Source organism: Mitsuaria sp. TWR114 (assembly GCF_007997345.1).
The window spans coordinates 2,157-20,487 of the sequence record NZ_VOSR01000625.1 but is presented as its reverse complement, the minus strand read 5'-3'; the positions used below and the strand labels follow the sequence as shown (position 1 = coordinate 20,487).

The 18,331-nt window shown below is 70.0% G+C and carries 10 protein-coding genes, 1 tRNA gene and 1 pseudogene; 3 read left to right on the top strand and 9 right to left on the bottom strand.

What is annotated here, in order from left to right; all coding sequences use genetic code 11:
- A pseudogene (locus tag FUT87_RS21000) lies at window positions 1-291 on the top strand (hypothetical protein); the annotation flags it as partial.
- A 91-nt stretch (window positions 292-382) separates the two neighbouring features.
- Window positions 383-458: transfer RNA gene (locus tag FUT87_RS20995), tRNA-Ala, on the top strand.
- A 216-nt stretch (window positions 459-674) separates the two neighbouring features.
- Here the strand turns inward: FUT87_RS20995 and FUT87_RS20990 are convergent.
- From FUT87_RS20990 to FUT87_RS20960, 6 genes are all read right to left on the bottom strand, one after another.
- On the bottom strand, window positions 675-1,013 hold the full coding sequence (locus tag FUT87_RS20990; protein WP_147242277.1) for a copper-binding protein: 339 nt from the start codon (window positions 1,011-1,013) through the stop codon (window positions 675-677).
- Window positions 1,014-1,024: 11 nt separating this feature from the next.
- On the bottom strand, window positions 1,025-4,210 hold the full coding sequence (locus FUT87_RS20985) for an efflux RND transporter permease subunit (protein ID WP_147242276.1): 3,186 nt from the start codon (window positions 4,208-4,210) through the stop codon (window positions 1,025-1,027).
- Window positions 4,207-5,754, bottom strand: a complete 1,548-nt coding sequence (locus FUT87_RS20980) for an efflux RND transporter periplasmic adaptor subunit (RefSeq protein WP_147242275.1) — start codon at window positions 5,752-5,754, stop codon at window positions 4,207-4,209. Before FUT87_RS20980 ends, FUT87_RS20985 begins: the two co-directional genes overlap by 4 nt.
- Window positions 5,751-6,983: a TolC family protein gene (locus FUT87_RS20975; RefSeq protein WP_147242274.1), complete on the bottom strand. Its 1,233-nt coding sequence runs from the start codon at window positions 6,981-6,983 to the stop codon at window positions 5,751-5,753. Before FUT87_RS20975 ends, FUT87_RS20980 begins: the two co-directional genes overlap by 4 nt.
- A gap of 561 nt (window positions 6,984-7,544) precedes the next feature.
- Window positions 7,545-9,626 carry a two-component regulator propeller domain-containing protein gene (locus tag FUT87_RS20965; RefSeq protein ID WP_147242273.1) on the bottom strand — a complete coding sequence of 694 codons (2,082 nt, stop codon included), beginning with the start codon at window positions 9,624-9,626 and terminating at the stop codon, window positions 7,545-7,547.
- Window positions 9,626-10,696 carry a hypothetical protein gene (locus tag FUT87_RS20960; protein WP_147242272.1) on the bottom strand — a complete coding sequence of 357 codons (1,071 nt, stop codon included), beginning with the start codon at window positions 10,694-10,696 and terminating at the stop codon, window positions 9,626-9,628. Before FUT87_RS20960 ends, FUT87_RS20965 begins: the two co-directional genes overlap by 1 nt.
- Before the next feature lie 341 nt (window positions 10,697-11,037).
- Here FUT87_RS20960 and FUT87_RS20955 point away from each other — a divergent pair, with 341 nt between their 5' ends.
- Entirely contained in the window at window positions 11,038-12,747 is a 1,710-nt protein-coding gene (locus FUT87_RS20955) for a jacalin-like lectin (RefSeq protein WP_147242271.1), read from the top strand.
- A 69-nt stretch (window positions 12,748-12,816) separates the two neighbouring features.
- On the opposite strand, the gene FUT87_RS20950 is transcribed toward FUT87_RS20955, so the two are convergent.
- The 3 genes from FUT87_RS20950 to FUT87_RS20940 form a co-directional block, all read right to left on the bottom strand.
- Window positions 12,817-15,012, bottom strand: coding sequence for a glycoside hydrolase family 9 protein (locus FUT87_RS20950; RefSeq protein WP_222617227.1), 2,196 nt, complete (start codon window positions 15,010-15,012; stop codon window positions 12,817-12,819).
- Between the two features lie 99 nt (window positions 15,013-15,111).
- Complete coding sequence (locus FUT87_RS20945; RefSeq protein ID WP_147242270.1) at window positions 15,112-17,409, bottom strand: PAS domain S-box protein; 2,298 nt, start codon at window positions 17,407-17,409, stop codon at window positions 15,112-15,114.
- Window positions 17,410-17,412: 3 nt separating this feature from the next.
- On the bottom strand, window positions 17,413-18,331 hold a 919-nt coding region (locus tag FUT87_RS20940; RefSeq protein WP_222617226.1), incomplete at its 5' end, for an ABC transporter substrate-binding protein.

Here is an 18,331-nt window from a genome sequence, read left to right as displayed (position 1 = left end):
GACGCTGGCGCGCGCGTGGGCCACGACGTGGCGACGCCCGCCTCGACGCCGCCGAACGCTCCCAAGCTGAACCTCGACATGAATCCTTCGCGCGGCCCGATGCGGCCGCGCGGCTCGCCGTCCGGCGTGATTCAGGCGCTGCCCAAGCCGCCCGAGGACAAGGACCCGCTGGCCGAGGAGATGCGCAAGGCCGGGCAGCAGGACTGCCGCAAGGCTTACGCGGACAAGGGGCTGCTGGCGGTCGTCCCGCTGGTCCGCGACGCCGCGCGCGACAAGGGGTGCCGGTGGTGACCTCCGCAACCCGCGGCGGTGCGAATGCCGCGCCAGTCCCCGCCCTCTTGCCGTCGGCACTGGAATCTCTGCTATAGTCCGAGTCTTCGTTGGGGGGGTAGCTCAGCTGGGAGAGCGTCGCGTTCGCAATGCGAAGGTCGGGAGTTCGATCCTCCTCCTCTCCACCAACACATCCAGGCCCCAGAGGGAAACCTCTGGGGCCTCGCTTCATGAGGCTGCCATTTCGGCAGCCTTTTGTTTTTGAAGCGCATCTGCAAAGCTGGATGGCGCCGGCGTCCTGATCTTTGTGGGAAGACGCCGAGCCCTCTTGAACAAGCCGCCACCTGCAAGGGTCGCGGCTTTTTCTGCGGCTCAGCCGCAGGATCATGCGCTTGCGCGCTATCTCAGCGCACCAACTTCAACGCCGTGACGGTGGCCTTGCCCTTGATCATTTCCGCCTGGAACTTGACCTTGTCGCCGACCTTCAGGCCGTCGAGCATCTTCTTGTCGGCGACATCGAATCCCATCGTCATGCCCGGCATGGCCAGGTTCGGAATGTCCCCATGGCGCAGCACGATGAGCCCCTTGCCGAGGTCGACCTTGCGCACTTCCGCGTCGACGAGCGGCATGGACGCCTCGGAGGCGCCGCTCTCTGGTTTCATGGGCATGCTCATGCCTTGAGCGTTGGCTGTCGATACCGCGCCGAGCGCCAGGGCGGCGCAGAGGATGAGAGTGGCTTTCATGGATGCTCCTTTCAGAGGGCTTGGGAGTGAACGGCTTCGCCCGAGGGCGAGCCGGGTGGTGAGGAAAAGAGCGCCGACGCGAGCCGCCGGCGATGAACGAGGTACCACGCCGCAGGCATCACCAGCATGCTGAGCAGCGGCGCCGTGACCATGCCGCCGACCATGGGCGCGGCAATGCGCGCCATGACCTCGTGCCCGGCGCCCTGTCCCCAGAGCATCGGGATGAGGCCCGCCAGCACAATCGCGACGGTCATGGCCTTGGGCCTCACACGGAGCACGGCGCCTTCCCGGATGGCGGCAAGCAGCGTGTCCTGGTTGTCCGCCTCGCCGGCGGCAAGACGTCGAGACAAGGCGTTCTCCAGGTACACCAGCATGATCACGCCGAACTCGGCCGCCACGCCAGCCAGCGCGATGAACCCCACGGCCGTCGCGACCGACACGGAGTGACCCAGCAGCCAGATCAGCCAGAACCCGCCCACCAGCGAGAACGGCACGGCCGCCATGACCAGCGCCGCATGGGTCGCGTCCCGGAACAGCAGATAGAGCAGCACGAAGATGAGCGCCAGCGTCGCCGGGACGACGACCTTCATGCGCGCCGCCGCCCGCTCCAGGTATTCGAACTGCCCGGACCAGGAGAGCGCATACCCGCCAGGCAGGGCGACCTCCTTGGCGACCACGGCTTGCATGTCGCGCACGACCGAGCTGAGGTCGCGCCCCCGCACGTCGACGTAGACCCATCCCGACAGGCGAGCGTTCTCGCTGCGCAGCATGGGCGGCCCGTCCTCGATGGTGATGCGCGCCACGTCCTGCAGCAGCAGGGTCGCCCCCTTCCCGGTCACGAAGGGCAGCGTGCGCAATCCTTCCAGCGAGTCCCGGACCTCTCTTGGATAGCGGACGTTGAGCGGGAAGCGCTCGCGCCCGCTGATGACCTCGCCGACGTTCTCGCCGCCCACCGCCGTCGACACCACCGCCTGCACATCCGCCACCGACAGGCCGAAGCGCGCCGCGGCGGCGCGGTCGACATCGACGTCGATGTAGCGCCCGCCAGTCAGCCGCTCCGCCAGCGCCGATGAAACGCCGGGCACCTGCTTGACCGCGGCCTCGATCCGGGTCGTCAGGCGGTCGATGGTCTGCAGGTCTGCGCCCGCGACCTTGATGCCCACCGGCGACTTGATGCCCGTGGCCAGCATGTCGATGCGGTTGCGGATGGGCGGCACCCAGACGTTGGACAAGCCCGGCACCTTGACGGCGCGGTCCAGTTCCTCGACCAGCCTGTCTGGCGTCAGCCCGGCCCGCCACTGCTCGCGCGGCTTGAACTGGATGGTGGTCTCGAACATCTCCAGCGGCGCCGGGTCCGTGGCGGTGTCCGCGCGGCCGGCCTTGCCGAAGACCGTCGCGACCTCGGGCACCGTCTTGATGAGCCGGTCCGTCTGCTGGAGCAGCTCCGCCGCCTTGGAAACCGAAATGCCCGGCAGCGCCGACGGCATGTAGAGCAGGTCGCCCTCGTCCAGTGGCGGCATGAACTCTCCGCCCAGCCGCATCAGCGGAATCACGGTCATGGCGAGCACGACGCCAGCGACCGCCAGCGTCGCCTTCGGGAAGCGAAGCACCGCCTCCAGGGCGGGCCGGTAGGCCGCCATGAGGAGTCGATTCAGCGGGTTCGCGGTCTCCCTGGGAATGCGGCCTCGGACCAGATTGCCCATCAGCACCGGCACGAGGGTCACGGACAGCGCCGCCGCCGCCGCCATCGTGTAGGTCTTGGTGAAGGCCAGGGGAGAGAACAGGCGTCCCTCCTGCGCCTCCAGCGTGAACACCGGCAGGAAGGACAGCGTGATGACCAGCAGCGAGAAGAACAGCGCCGGCCCGACCTCGGTGCAGGCGTCCGCGACCAGGGCCCAGCGCTCCTGCGTCGTCGGCGGGCGGGACCGGTCGTGCTCGAAGGCCTCGATGTGCTTGTGGACGGCCTCCAGCAGCACCACGACGCCATCCAGCGCGGCCCCCAATGCCAGCGCGATGCCAGCGAGCGACAGGATGTTGGCGTTGAGGCCCTGCCATCGCATCACGATGAAGGCGACGCCTATGGCCATCGGCAGCGCAAGCACCGCCACCAGCGCCGAGCGCAGGTGGAACAGGAAGAGCATGCACACCAGCGCGACGGCGATGAACTCCTCCGAGAGCTTGAGCTTGAGGTTGTCGATGGCGCGGTCGATGAGCTTGGAGCGGTCGTAGGTCTCCACGACTTCCACGCCCTGGGGCAGGCTGGGCTTTAGCTGCTCGAGCCTGGCCTTCACCGCTTCAATGGTCGTGCGCGCGTTCTTGCCGGAGCGCATGACGACGACACCGCCGGTGACTTCGCCCTGTCCGTCCAGTTCGGCGACCCCGCGGCGCATCTCCGGCCCCAGCTGGACCGTGGCGACATCCCGCAGCATCACGGGTGTCGACCCTGACAGGCTGATCGGGATGGTCCGGAAATCGTCCAGGGTCTTCAGGAATCCGCGCGAGCGCACCATGTACTCGGCCTCCGCCATCTCGACCACCGAGCCTCCGGAGGACTGGTTGGCATTCTTCAGCGCATCGACGACCAGGGCCTGCGTGATGCCGAGTGCCCGCATGCGGTCCGGATCCAGGACGACCTGGTACTGGCGCACCATGCCGCCGATGCTGGCGACCTCCGCCACGTCCGGCACGGTCTTGAGCTCGAACTTCAGAAACCAGTCGTTCAGCGCGCGAAGCTGGCTGATGTCGGTGTGCCCAGTCCTGTCGACCAGCGCGTACTCGTAGACCCAGCCCACGCCAGTCGCATCCGGCCCCAAGGCGGCCGTCGCTCCCGAAGGAAGACGGCTCTGGGCCTGGGTCAGGGACTCGCCCACGCGCGACCTCGCCCAGTAGGGGTCTGTCTTGTCGTCGAACAGGATGTAGACGAACGAATCGCCGAAGAACGAGTAGCCGCGAACCGTCTTGGCGCCCGGCACGCTGAGCAGGGTCGTCGTCAGCGGATAGGTCACCAGGTCCTCGACCACTTGAGGCGGCTTGCCCGGATAGGTCGTGCGCACAACCACTTGCGTGTCGCCGACATCGGGCAGCGCATCGACCGGCGTGTGCAGGATCGACAAGAGCGCTGCCGCCACGAGGAAGACCGTGGCGATGAGCACCAGGAATCGATTGCCGATGGACCAGCGAATGAGCGCCGCAATCACTTGGCATCTCCCATCCGATAGACCGCGACGAGCTCGTAGTCATCACCGGCCTTCTTGAACTCGAAGCGCACCCGGTCACCCGCCTTCACTTCCGGGAAGGCCTTGGCCCGGGGCTTGCTGAAGCCCATCGTCATCGCCGGCCACTTGAGCGCGGCAATGGGGCCGTGAGAGATGGTCAGGGTGTCGGCCTCGACGTCCTCGACCTTTCCTTCCGCCGAATAGGAGCCGCCTGCCGGAACACCGGCGCCTGCGCCAGCGTCGCTGCCGGCGGATGACGCCGCCGAGGCCTTGGGCTGTGGAGGCGCCATGGCATCGAGCACAGATTTGAGCCGCGCTTCCGAGTCGATAAGGAACTGACCGCTGGCCACCACCTCGTCACCGTCTCGCAAGCCCTCCAGCACCTCGAGCTGGTCGCCCAGGTCGGCACCCAGCTGGATGTCGCGAGGCGAGAAGCCGCCGTTGCCGTTCCGGACGATGGCGACCGCGCGAGTCCCGGTGCGGATGACCGCCTCGGAGGGCACGGCCAGGCGCGACGCCGGAGCGCCGGTGACCTGCAGACGCAGCAGCATCCCAGGGGTCAACCTGCCCGCCTTGTTGTCGACCTCGAAGCGCGCCTGCAGCGTGCGCGTGTTCGCGCTGACCTGAGGAAGGAGTTCCTTCAGCTCCCCATCGAAGGCCTGCGCGGGGTCGGCTTGCAGAACGGCCTTCACCTTCTGACCGCGCGCGAGCCGCGTGACCTGCGTCTCGGGAATCTCCGCGACGGCCCAGACCTTCTCCAGACCCGCGATGCGAAAGAGCGTGGTGCCGGGCTGCACCTGCACGCCTTCTCGAACCCCGAGCTCCGCGACCACGCCAGTGGCGGGCGCGCTGAGGGTGAAGCGGGCTTGCGCGATGCCGGTCTCCTCGCTTTGTCGGATCAGGCCATCCGGGATGGACATGGCGCGCATGCGGTCCCGGGCGGCAGCGATGAGATCGGCGCTCACGCCGGCCCGCTTGAGCGCCAGGAGCTCGTTCTGCGGCGCCAGCCATTCCGGCGCGAAGACGGTGGCGAGCGCTTGGCCCTTGCGCACCTGCTCCATCGGCGCCCGGACGGCCAGGTGCTCCACATAGCCGGCGACTCGCGTCTGCACGGCGATGTCGAGCCGTTCATCGAACTGAACCGTGCCCACGGCATCGAAGGAGGCGCTGACGTCCGAGCGCTTGACGCGAGCGGTCCGGATGCCCAGGTTCTGCTGGATGGCCGGGCTGACCTTCACGCCGGAGTGGCCGGCATCGCCGGCATCACCGGCCTCGTCCGCGTACACGGGCACGAGCTGCATGTCCATGAACGGCGACTTGCCCGGCTTGTCGAAGCGGGGGCCGGGGACCATGGGGTCGTGCCAGTACAGGACGCGGCGCTCCCCTTCAGCGGCCGAACTGGCCGCCGGCGCGGCGGCAGTGGGGGCCGTCAGGGAGTGGCCCGTGGACCGGCCCAGAACGAAGCCGCCGCCGGCCAGCAGGCCGCCAGCGATGACCAGGAAGATGGCGAGTGCGGCGCGATTCATTGGGCGCCTCCTTGTGCAAGCGGCTTGAAGGTCAGTTGCGCCTGCGCGCGGGCAAGGTCTCGCTCGAGCGCGAGCAGCCGCTGCTGCGCTTGCACCTCGGCGTGGCGAGCCTCGAAGAGCGCGGACAAGGGCATCTGGTTCGAGCGATAGGCCGCCAACGACGCGGCGGTCCGCTGCCGTGCCGGCTCAAGCACGGCCACCCGGTAGCGCGCGATGCGTTGCTGAAGTCTGGCGACGTCGCTGCACAGCGCGCGGTAGTCCGCCGTCACGGCGCGAGTGGCTTCAGCCAGTTCCGCTTCTGCCTTCTCGACAAGGGCCAGCCTGGCGGCCGTATCGCGGTCCTGGCGCTGGGACGGCGCCACCTGCAGGGGAATGCTGACGCCGACGGAGACCATGTCCGAGTACCCGTTGCGCTGACCGTAGGAGACTTCCCAGGTCCAGTTGGGTGTGCGCTCCTTCGCGGCGACGGCCACGGCGCGCCTGGCCACTTCCACATCGCGCTGTAGGCTCGCGATGCTCGGACTTCGAGCCAGGAAGTCGTCTTCCGGTGGAATGACGAACACCGGGGGCGTGCTCAGCGAATCGGGCGCGAAGCCGACCCATCGCTGCAGATTCACTGCGGCGGCGGCCTGCTGCTGCCGCGCTTCGTCGCTCTCGTCTTGCGCCAGGCCGCCAGCCGCGGCCAGTTGCAGCACCTCGGGACTTGCACCAGTCGCTGCGGCGAATCGCGCCCGGGCGGCCTCGAACTCCTCGTGCAGATGGTGCTCGGTCTGGGTCGTGAGCTTGAGCGCTTCGCCCGCATACCAGGCGTCCACGTAGCTCAGCGCCACTTGCAGCCGGGCGTCCGCCTCGGCCGCGGCGGCCTGGACTGCCTCGCGGTCGGCCATAGCGCGAGCAGCGCTCTCGCGGGCTGCGCGCTTGTCGGCCGACAGCCACTCCTGACTGAAGCCGACGCGCTTCATCGTCATCGAGTCCCGCGTCGTGCTGAAGCGGTCCGCGCCGGTGACGGGGAGGTTGTCGACCCCGGCACGCAGCGTCGGGTCGGGAAGCTGCCCCGCGGCCCGAGCGGATTCGTTCGCGCTGGTAGCGGCCGCGCGGCCCGCCCGGGCGGCTTCCGATCGTTGCACCGCCAGGCTCAACGCCTGGTCGAAGGAAAGCGGTTCGGCCGACCCGAGAACGGGCAGAGCGGCGGCAGCCAGAGCGGCTGCGCGCAAGTACATGGTGGGCATGGAAACTCCGAGGACGAACGGGAGGGCCGCCGGGATGCGGACGTGCCGCACCAGCGCCTGTCAGTCGACGGAGCGGGTCAGACTCGGAGTCTGAGGGTGGAAAGGAAGAGCGGATCCGGAGGCGGTGGCAGCTCTGGCGCTTCAGCCACTGCCAACGTGCGGGCGACCTCGGCCTCCAACACGAGGGGCAGCTCCAGCACTTGCAGCACCATCGGCAGGGAGGCGTCGGCAGCTTCACCGCTTCGAAGGTCTTGCCCGGGTCGGCGGCGTGCTGATGGCACAGGGCCGGCTGCTGCTGGTCCATGCCGTCACAAGGCATGCCGGCTTCCATGACGGTCGTCATCGCGGCCATGTCCGCCTCCTGCGGGCAGACGTAGTTCGCCAGTGCCAGCTGTGAGAACAGCAGCGACAGCATCGCGATGAACGCGATGGTGAAGCGATGGAGGCGGCGACGCATCATGAAGTGGGGGAGTGTATGGCAACCGACGCTCGCCGTCGCCGCGCCTCGACGCCGCGAGGATCGCCGCACTCGACAATGCCTCTGCCCTCTGCCCCGTGCGCTCAACCCACCACCGTCCCCGCCGCGAAGCCCAGCACCACCCGCGTCCCCATTCCCGGCTCGCTCTGCACCTGAAGGCTGCCACCGAGCAGCCGGGCGCGCTCCTGCATGCCCAGCACCCCGAAGCCGTCCCGGCGGGCGAGCGGATCGAAGCCGATGCCGTCGTCGCCGATGCTCAACAGCCAGCCGGCGCCTTCGCGCGCCAAGCGCAGGGAGGCGCGGCTGGCCTGGGCGTGGCGTCGCACGTTGGTGAGCGACTCCTGGGCGATGCGGAACACCATCGTGGCCATCGGCAACGGGATCTCGCGCGTGTCCGGATCCACCTGCAGGCTGCACGGCAACGCGGTGTTGGACGTGAACTCAGCCGCCAGCCATTGCAGCGCCGCTTCGAGGCCGCCATCCAGCGCCGAAGGCCGCAACTGCGACACCAGACCGCGCACCGTGCTCACCAGCCGGTCGACACGACCCAGCAACAGGTCCGGATCCAGGGAATGCGCCGAGCCGCCGGCGTTCTGCCGCATCTTCGCCACCGACACTTCCATCTTCAGCGCGGCCAGTTGCTGGCCCAGCTCGTCATGCAGCTCGCGGGAGACGCGCAACCGCTCCTCCTCCAGGGCATGCGCGTTGTACTCGCCCAGACGGAGCAGCGCCGCCTCCGAGTCCGCCAGCGCCGCGGTGCGCTCCGCGACGGCGGCTTCCAGTTGCCGTTGCCGCTCGCGGTCGCGCCGGCGCGACCATCGGATGGACAGCCACCACAGCAGCATCAAGGACACGGCGGCCGCGGCGCGTGCCTCGCGCGAGTTCCACCAGGGAGGAAGCACGTCGAACGCAAGGCGCATCACCGGCCCCGGTGCTTCCACGCTCGTCAGCCCGCCGGCGCGCACCTCCAGCGTGTGCTCGCCGGACTCGAGCGCGCCCAGGTCGATCACGGCGCTCTGCGAGGTCCGCCAGGGCGACTCCGCGCCAAGGCGGTATTCGATCCGCAGCGAACGCGCCCGGGAGAAGCCGGCCGTCCCCACCGCGATGCGCAGCGTGCGGTCCCGCCACGGCACCGGCTCCAACGGCGGCACCCGGGTGCTCGTGCTGCCGAACACCATGTCCTCCAGCCGCAGCGCGGGCAATGGCGCTTGCGTGTTCCCCGGCAGCAGGTGCGTCAACCCGGCGCCGGTGCCGATCCAGATGCTGCCGTCGGCGTCGGCCAGGAAAGCCGGCGTCACATCGTTCCAGACCAGGCCGGTGCGGCGATCCAGCCGCGACCAGTCGCCCCCGGTAGAGCGGATGAAGACCCCCTGGTCGGTGCCCATCCACAGCCGCCCGTCGAGGTCGGCGTGGAGGCTGGCCGCGGCCGCGCCCCCGAAGGCGGACTTGGGCAGGAACTGCAACTGGCGCGCCGTGGCCCCCGACAGCGCGTGGATGCCCAGTCCCGACGTGCCTCCCGCCCACACCGTGTGGTCCAGCACCATCGCCTGCAGTGCGTCGATCCAATCGCCCTGCGCGTCCGCCACGGGGGTCCAGCCCTCCGGCTGGTGCCGCCAGAGATCCCGTCCGCTGACGACGAAGTCCTCCCGCGCGCCGTCCGACAGGACGCGGATGTCATAACGCGGATCGAAGCGCCCGGCGCCGATCTTGTGGCGGCGCAGGCGCCCCTCGGACAGCTCGATCAGCTCGAGGCCGTCGCTGCCGGACGCGTAGACCCGGCCGGCCCCCTGCGAGATCGTCTGCAGTCCGGTATCGCCGGCAACGACGCGCCCCTGGTCCTCTCCGGCCTTCACGCGGATCACCTGGCCGGCGTCCACCCACCACAGGTCCCCCGCCTGGTCCACCGCCAGGCGATGGACCAGGCCGGACGGCCGGGTCGTCGGCAGCTTCACCTTGCGGAACCTGCGGGCCGCGGCGTCGAACCAGGCCACGCCGTTCGCGGTCGCCGCCCAGAGCCGGCCCTTTCCGTCGCGCGCCACGTCGAGCACGGCCGGCGCGGGGAGGCCCGAGGCACCGGTCCAATGCTCCGCCCGGCCGTAGCCGACCCAGCGATGGACGCCGCGCGCATTGGTGCCCAGCCACAACGACCCTTCCGCGTCGAACATCAGCCCGCGCAGCGTGTCTCCGGCAGGCCGTCGTCCTGGGTCCACTCGCGCCAGCGTTCACCGTTCCAGGCGGCAAGGCCGCGGGTCGTCAGGACGAGGATGAGGCCGTGCTCGTCCTCGGCCAGGCCGTTGTCGCCATACACCCACTGCCGCGGTGGCGCCGCCACGACGGCGAAGCGCGTCGAGCCGGGCGCCAGCCGGGCCAGGCGCCGGCTGCTGCGGGCCCAGAGACTGCCATCGCGCGACACGAGGAGTTGGCCCCACACGTCTTGCGGCAGACCCTGCGCCGGCCCCCACTGCTGCACGCGGCCATCGCGCCACTCGCACAGCTGCGAGCCGCAGCCGAACCAGAGCGCCTCGCCGCGTTGCCGCATCGGGAGCAGTTGCTCGGGGCGGGACTGCAGCTGGGGAATGGCCATCCGCTGAACCATCAGCGAGCTGCCCAGCGCACCCGCGGCGGTGGCGGTCCAGAGGAGCCGGTCTTCATCGATGGCGTAGACCCTGCCCTGCCGATCCAGTTCCAGTTGCTGGCCGGAGGTGACGTGCAGGTGCTTGCCGTCGGGCTTGAGCAGCTCCGTCCAGGTGGGACCATCCCGCCCGCCCTTGTGCCCGTCCTCGCGCCCGTCGTCGCGCACGAACACGCCCCCTTCCGTCAGGAGCCAGAGGCGGCCGCTGACGTCCACGCGAGCCCCGTATGAATACCCTCCCGCCTCCTTCGGCAGCGGTTCCGCATGGATGCGGAAACCGTCGAACCTGAACAGCCCGTTGGCGGTGCAGATCCACAGCCTCGCCCGCGGGTCCTGCACCAGGCACTGCGAGGTGAGGTTGGTCAGGCCCTGGTCTTCCTGGTAGGACTCGAGCACGATGCGCTCGGCCCGCGCGCCCGCGCCGGCCAGCACGAGCCCCGCGGCCAGGGCGGCAAGGGCCCACCCCGCGATGCGCCTGCGCATCGCGGGGGCCTTGGACGGGTCCGGGCTGACGGAACGGCTGCAGGAATCCGGGGGTCGCATGGACGAAGAAGCGCGAAAACCTTCAATCCTGCGCCCGAACTTGGCATCGTTGTCGGCCATTCAGCGACGGCGGATCGTGCGTGATTCATTGGTGATGCTTTGGACAAGGTGTCGTCAGGATCCGGCACTGCGAGCCGACGGAACCGCCGGCCCAGGCGCGGATCAGGCTTGCGCGATGGACGCGAACCGCCGTATCAGCTGCGCCAGCGAATCCATCCCGAGCTTCGCGAACAGGTTGGCCAAGGCCTCGCGCCTGGACCGAAGAGCCGACGACCCGCCACTCTGCCCACATGGCGACGCGGCGGGGCATCGGTGATGTCCTGGAGAGGATTCCGCCACTGGGGCGTCACCTGGCGTGAAGAAGATGCGCCGGCTTTCCGAGCATCCACCAAGGACTTCCCATGCACCTTCGTCTGCTTCCCCTCGCCCTCGCCTCGCTGCTCGCCTGCGGCGGCGCCTTCGCCGCCAGCGGCAGCTTCAGCACCCTCGCCTACAACGTCGCGGGCCTGCCCCAGGGCGCCTCCAGCGCGGCGGGCGACCGCTCCACCGCGACCAGGAAGATCAGCTGCTACGTCAAGGCCTTCGACATCGTCAACGTGGAGGAGGACTTCAACTACCACGCCGACCTGTACGACGCCTGCGACGACCACGCCTTCCGCACCCCGACCAGCGGCGGCGCCGGTGTCGGCAGCGGCCTCAACACGATGAGCCGCTTCCCGTTCGACGACCTGGCGCGCGTGCGCTGGAGCGACTGCAACGGCGTGGACTGCCTCACGCCCAAGGGCTTCACGATGGCGCGCACGCGCCTGGCCGAAGGCGTCTACGTCGACATCTACAACCTGCACGCGCAGGCCCAGGTGGAGACCGCGGACCTGGCCGCGCGCCGCAAGAACGTCGAGCAGATGCTCGCGTACATCGAGTCCGAATCGGCCGGCAACGCGGTGATCGTGTTCGGCGACACCAACACCCGCTACACGCGCAGTGGCGACAACATGGGCCAGTTCCTGCGCCACGGCTTCACCGACGCCTGGATCCAGGGCGTGCGTGGTGGCAGCGTGCCGCCGGTGGGGGACGCGCTCCTGTGCGAGCCGGCCGTCACCAGCGCCAGCTGCGAGGTCGTGGACAAGGTGCTGTTCCGCGGCAATGGCCTGATCACGCTCACGCCGTCCGGCTACGCGGTCCGCACCGATGCCGTGGACGCGAACGGCACCGAGCTGTCGGACCATCGTCCGGTCTCCACGCAGTGGAAGTGGAGCACCGCCGACAACCGCCGCCTGAGCGACACCGTCGGCGGCCCGCACGGCACCAGCTTCAACGACGTGAACCTGCTGCCCGCCAGCCCGGCGGTGCGCCAGCTCAAGATCCGCAGCGGCAGCCGCGTGGACCGGGTCGAGGTGGTGCTGTCCAATGGCTTCCCGCTCGGACACGGCGGTACCGGCGGCAACGAGCAGGCGCTCACGCTGGCCGATGGCGAGGTGCTGACCTCGGCCAGCCTGTGCGCCGATCAGTACAAGGGCCAGACCCGCATCTTCTCGGCCGCCTTCACCACCAGCGCGCACCGCACGCTGGCCGGTGGCAGCACGAGCGGCAGCTGCACGACCTTCACCGCGCCGTCGGGCTGGGCCATCGTCGGCTTCCATGGCCGCGATGGCGATGAGGTGGACAAGCTGGGCGCGGTATACGCGCCGGTGGTCTCGAACACCGGCGCCAAGGCCGCGGCCACGCGCCTGGTGAACGTCCAGTCGGGCCTGTGCATGGACCTGAACCAGTCGCGGGCCGCGGACGGCAACGCCGTGCTGCAGTCCAGCTGCAGCGGCAGCGTCAGCCAGACCTGGAACTACGACGCCACCACGGGCCTGGTGCGCAGCATGCTCGACCCGCACTTCTGCCTGGACAACGGCGGCGGCTATGCCGACGGCGCCGCCCTCGTGGTGGCGCAGTGCACCGGCAGCGCCAACCAGCGCTTCAGCTTCGACGCCGCGAGTGGCCGCTTCACGCTGCGCACCGCGCCCGATCAGGCGGTGGATGCCATCGGCACCCAATCGGGCAGCGCGCTGAAGACCAGCCGCTACCAGGGCACCAGCGACCAGCTCTGGAAGCAGAAGCCCTGAGCGCCTCCCGAGATGAGGAACGCGGCCACGGCCTGAGGGCACGTGGCCGCGAGCACCGCGCCGCTCGCCTTACTTCACGAAGCGGGCCAGCAGCCGGATGTAGGCGGTCTGGTAGCCGTTGGAAGGCTCGCTGATGGGCCAGGAGTTCAACGGCCAGCCGGCATTGAAGTCCAGGTAGGACTTCTGCGGCGGTTGACCGTAGGGCGGCGTCGGCCGGCTCGACCCGCAGGCCGACGAGATCCCGGGGCAGCGCGAATCCCAGTCCCACTGGTTGTAGTTGGGCCCGCCCACGAGGTAGCCGGGCGCCGGCCCGTAGGTCGAGGTCCTGGCGTCATCCCACTTCGCGCTGCCGTCGGCGAACCACATGTGGAAGATCTGGTTCACCGAGTTCTCGGCGCCAAAGCTGGTCATGTTGGTCAGGTAGGCCTTGCCCAGCGGGTTCACGCCATGCAGGTAATGCAGGTAGTCGGCCGCGGCGGTGGCCACCTGGTCGGCGGTGTGGCGGCTGATGCCGTAGTAGCCCTCCTCCGTGAACAACGTGCCGGCGTTGGCCTTCACCCCGTTGCTGCCCCAGGTGTAGGACGAGATGTACGCGCGGTAGGGATCGGTCTGCGCGTCGATGGCGCCCCAGCCGCCGTAATCGCTGCGGCCCCACAGGTCGAGGAAGCGGGTGCGGATCGCCGTGGCGACGTCCGCCGTCGCGCCGGGCAGCGAGGCGTAGTACAGCAGGTTGCGCGCGTTGCCGGCATTGAAGGCCGACACGTACCACTGCGAGAACATCGGCGCCTCGGTGTAATGCGTGTCGACGTAGCTGCGGTAGGTGGCGTCGCCGGTGGCGGCGAACAGCTTGATCGCCGCGAACAGGCGCAGTTCCGCCCGGCCCGCGTCGTCGGTCTCCTGCTGGCCCGCGCCCAGGCCGCCGGTGCCGCGGGTGGCATCGTTGTTGTAGAAGAGGACGTTGGGATTCGCCTGCGCCCAGGCCCAGGCCCGCTTGGCGCGCGCGAGCAGGTCCGCGGCGTACGTCTTCATCGCCGTGTTGTTGAGGCCGCCGAAGACCTTGGCCGCCTCCGCGTAGGCCGCGGCCGCCGCGAGCGTGGCGGTCGTGCTGGCATCGCCGTAGTAGCTCGGACCCGTGGACGCCGACGGCGGGCTGCCATCGGCCAGCCCCACGATCGACAGCACCGAGCCATCGCTGTTCTGCATGCGCGCCAGCCAGTCCGTGCCCCACTTCACTTCGTCGAGCAGGTCGGGAATGCCGTTGTAGGACTCGGGCAGGTTGAAGTCGTCGGTCCAGACCGAGGGATTCTGGATATAGGCGTCCAGCAGGTCCTGGATATACGCGGCCGCCCAGCTGGTGTACTTGTTGGGATCGCCCGCATCGAACCAGCCGCCGCGCAGGTCGCGCGCCGTGCCGGCGTTGTTGGGATCGAGGAAGCGCCGCGCCTGCGGATCCTGTCCGCCCTTGAGATGGCTGGCCCCGTCGGCCCAGCCCACGCCGGCGTTGGCCACGGTCTTCTCCTGACCGGCGCGTTGGTAATAGAACATCCGCACCGCCTGGATCAGCACGTTGCGGTAGACGTTGTCGCCGATCTCGAAACGCGCCGAGCGCTGGTTGGCGGTGGGATCGACGATCTCGTAGGTGCCGGGCGCGGTGACCTGGCTGAAGTCGAAGTGCCACACCTGGTCACCCGAGGACTCGTCGGTCTTGAGCCCGTTCCAGTCCTGGGGCCACGCGGTGTACACGACGGCGCCGGTCGCCGCGTCGACCACCTGCAGCTGCTGGGGCCAGTAGCTCTGGTTGCTGTCGAAGCCGACCTTGGGCAGGCGCAGCACGGCCACCTTCTTCATGCCGGGCAGATAGCCGAACTGGTCGACCATGATGAACTTGCCGGCATTGGCGGCCAGGGCCGGCCATACCGTGAAGTTGAAGGCCTGCGTGGTCTTGGCCCCGCAGCTGTTGGTGTAAGTCGCCGTGGCGGTGCAGGTCGCGGTGAGCTTGAGTGTCTGCTCGCGGGCCGTGCCCGAGGCGCCGCAGCCGCTCCACGACCAGTTGCCGGACACCGGTTGCGGTCCGAGCACCACCTTCGCCCCCGCGTTCAGCGAGGCGGAGGCCTTCGCCACCCAGGACGTCGTGCCGTTGACGTTGAGATACGGCGTGACCGCGCTCGGTTGACAGTTCTGCGCCCAGGCGGCGCGCCGACGATGACCGCTGCCAGCAGCAGTCCCTTTCCAGTTGCCATGTTGTCCCCTCTTGGATTTCTGCACGGATGAGCGCCCGGACCGGCGCGCCCGCTCGACGCGGAACGAAGTGGAACGACCTTGGCTCGCGTCAGTCGGCAAGTCTGAATTGGTCTAACCAATACTTCAATAGGAAGTTTCGGTATTACCAGTTGAAACACTGGTGGGGCGCTCGACCAGCCTCGCCAGCGCGGCCCGAACCTCGCGCAGCTTCGGCGGCTTGCCGAGCACCTGGTCGACATGCCGCGGCTTCTCACCGTCGTCCACCAGCCGCTGACCCCAGCCGGTGAGCAGGATCACCGGCGTGTCCGGCGACAAGGCCTTCACCGCCGCCGCGACCTGGCGACCGTCGACATGCGGCATGCCCAGGTCGGTCACGACGACCTGGAAGCCGCGGCCCGATGGCCCGCCTTCCCCCGCCTCGTCGGCATCGACCGCATCGCCCTGCGCCATCGCCCGCTCCGCGTGGAACGCCGCCTCGAACGCCTCGATGCCATCCCGCCCCGCATGGGCCGCCGTCACCGCGTGACCCTCCGCCTCGAGCGTCTCCTGCAGCGAGCGCAGCAGCAGCGGGTCGTCGTCGACCAGCAGGATCCGCAGCGGCGGTGGCTTCTCGTCCGGATCGGCTTGCGGCGCGGCGAGGCCCTCCTCCGGCGCCAGCGCCGCGAAGCGCAGCGACACGCAGGCGCCCTGCCCCGGCACCTGCAGCCGCTCCTGCTGCAGGATCGCCTGCTGCGTCTGGCGCAGGTCCTCGTAGGCCTGCTGCAGCGCGCCGTGGAGCTGCGCCTGGTGGCTGGCCAGGCTGACGTGCTCGCTGAGCTGCTGCAGGAACTCGCAATCGCTGCTGCTGAAGGCCTGCGGCGCCCGCCGCGCTGCCACGAGGACGCCGAACACGCGGTTCTCCGACTGCAGCGGCGCGATCACCAGCGAGCGCAGCCCGCCCCGCGCCAGCCGCTGCGGGAAGGGAAACGGCACCTGCGCCGCATCGGGCTCGTAGACCAGCCGGCCGGCCAGGCACTGCGACAGGCCGTTGCCGTCGATCGACAGGTCGGCCTGCTCGGACAGCGCGAGCGACAGCGCCAGCGGCGCGCTCTTCACGCCGACGCCGGTCACTCGCAGCGTGTCGCTGGCGGCGTCGCGCAGGCAGATGCAGCTGAAGTCGACCGGCGCGTCGTCCTCCAGGCCGCGGATCACCGCCTGGAAGATGCTGCGCAGGTCCTGGCGCTCGCCGACCGCCCGCGTGATCTGGTGGAGCAGGTTCAGCCGCGCCAGCTGTTCCTTGAGCCGCATCTCGCCGAGCTTGCGGCTGGTGATGTCGCGCAGGAAGGCGCTGAAGCTCACCACGCCGTTGGCGCGGATCGCGGTGATCGCCAGCTCGATCGGGAACTCCCCGCCATCGCGGCGCATCGCGCGCAGCTCCACGCGCCGGTCCAGCACCGTCGCCACGCCGGTGTCGAGGTAGCGCCGCAGGCCCGCGAGGTGCGCCTCCCGGAAGCGCTCGGGCACGATCAGGTCGGCCAGCGACTGGCCGGTCGCCTCGGCCGCGGGCCAGCCGAACACCGCTTCCGCCTGCGGATTCCAGTGCGTGATGCGTCCGTCGCCATCGATGCCGACGACCGCGTCCAGCGCCGCGTCGAGGATGAGCCGCGTGCGGGCCTCGCTCTCCGCGAGCCGGTCGCGCGAGACGGTGGTGGTCCGCAGCAGTGCGCTCATGCCGTCGAACTCGCGCGCCAGCTCGGCGATCTCGTCCGATCCCGTGCCGCCCACGGCGTGCTCCAGGTCGCCCGCGCCGACGCGCAGCATGCCCACGCGCAGCCGGGCCAGCGGCCGGGCGATGTCGCGGAAAACCAGCACCATGCTGCCCGCCACCACCACGGCCAGCGTCGCCGACAGCGCCAGCACGATGGCGAACGCGCGCCGCTGCGCCGCGGCGACCTCCTCGCGGCTGAGGTCCTGCAACCGGAAGGCTTCGCTCATCATGAGCAGCGTCTTGCGCGCCATGGCGGCGGCCAGTCGCCCGGCCCACTCGTCCAGCACCTGCCGGTCGCCGTCGCCGGCCTGCCGCGCCCGCTGGGCCCGCACCAGTTCCGCGAAGACGGCCGGCGACTTGTCGTAGGCGGCGCGGATCTGCGCGATGCCCTCCTGCTCGTCGCGCGCGTCGAAGCCCTGGGCGCGCTCCAGCGCGGCGCCCAGCGTGCGGTAGGCGCTGTGCCACTGGACCTCGACACGCGCCTCGGGCTGGCGCGCGTATTCCAGCGTCAGGTGGCGCAGGCCGGCCACCGACTCGACCAGGTCGGCGGCGGCGCGGTTCTTGCGCACGCCCTCGGCGACCTGCTGGCCGGACAGCCCCAGCGACACCGCGATGGCCAGCGCGACCAGCACGCAGGTCGAGCCGACGATCGCGAGGCGGGTCGAGATCTTCATGGCCTAGTGGATGATCGTGACCGCGCGCGGCTTGACCGCGGCCAGGCCGTCCAGGTAGACGGCATCGAGGAAGTTGGGCGCCCGCCCGGCGTCCACCATGCGGTGCTTCATCGCCCAGCGCCCCTCGTCCTCCAGCACCACCAGCAGGTGCTGCTCCAGCGACATCGAGAAGCGGCTGCGCGCCAGCAGCTCGCGGATCTCCTCCGGCGGCTTGCGCAGCGCCTGCGCGACGATGGGCTCGCAGGCGGCGCGGTCGCGCTTGAGCAGCTCCTCGGCCTGCAGCAGCGCGGCGAGCAGGCGTCGCGCCGTCTCGCCGCGCTGGAGCACGAAACCGCGCAGCGAGGCCAGGTTGAAGCTGGAATCGTAGACGCCCTCGCTCGGAAAGACCGACGCGCGGTCCCCCAGGCGCCGGCGCGCGTCGGCGACGTAGGGCTCCCAGGTCGCGATCGCATCGACCTCGCCGCTGGCGAGCGCGTCGGCCAGCTCGCGCGGCTTGCGGTCGACCACCTGGACATCGGCCCGCGACAGGCGCTCGCGCACCAGCAGCACGTCCAGGACGAAATCGCCGCTGGTGCCGGCGCTGACGCCGATGCGCTTGCCGCGCAGCGCGTCGGCGGACCAGATGCCCCGATCGGTGCGGGCGACGATGGCATGGTCGCTCTGGGTGGACAGGGTGGCCAGGATGGTGACCGGATGGCCCTTGACCACCGCCAGAGCGACCGGCAACTCGGCGACGGTGGCCACGTCGGCCCGGCCGTCGAGGACCGCGTCCAGCGCCTCCTTGCCCGAGCCGTGCGGCTGCACGGTCACGGCCAGCCCCTGGCGTTCGAAGTAGCCCCGCGCATGGGCCACGAAGGCGGGCGCCGCGCCGGCATACGGCGTCACCGCGAGCACCACGGCCTGGCGCGCGCCCGGCGCCTCG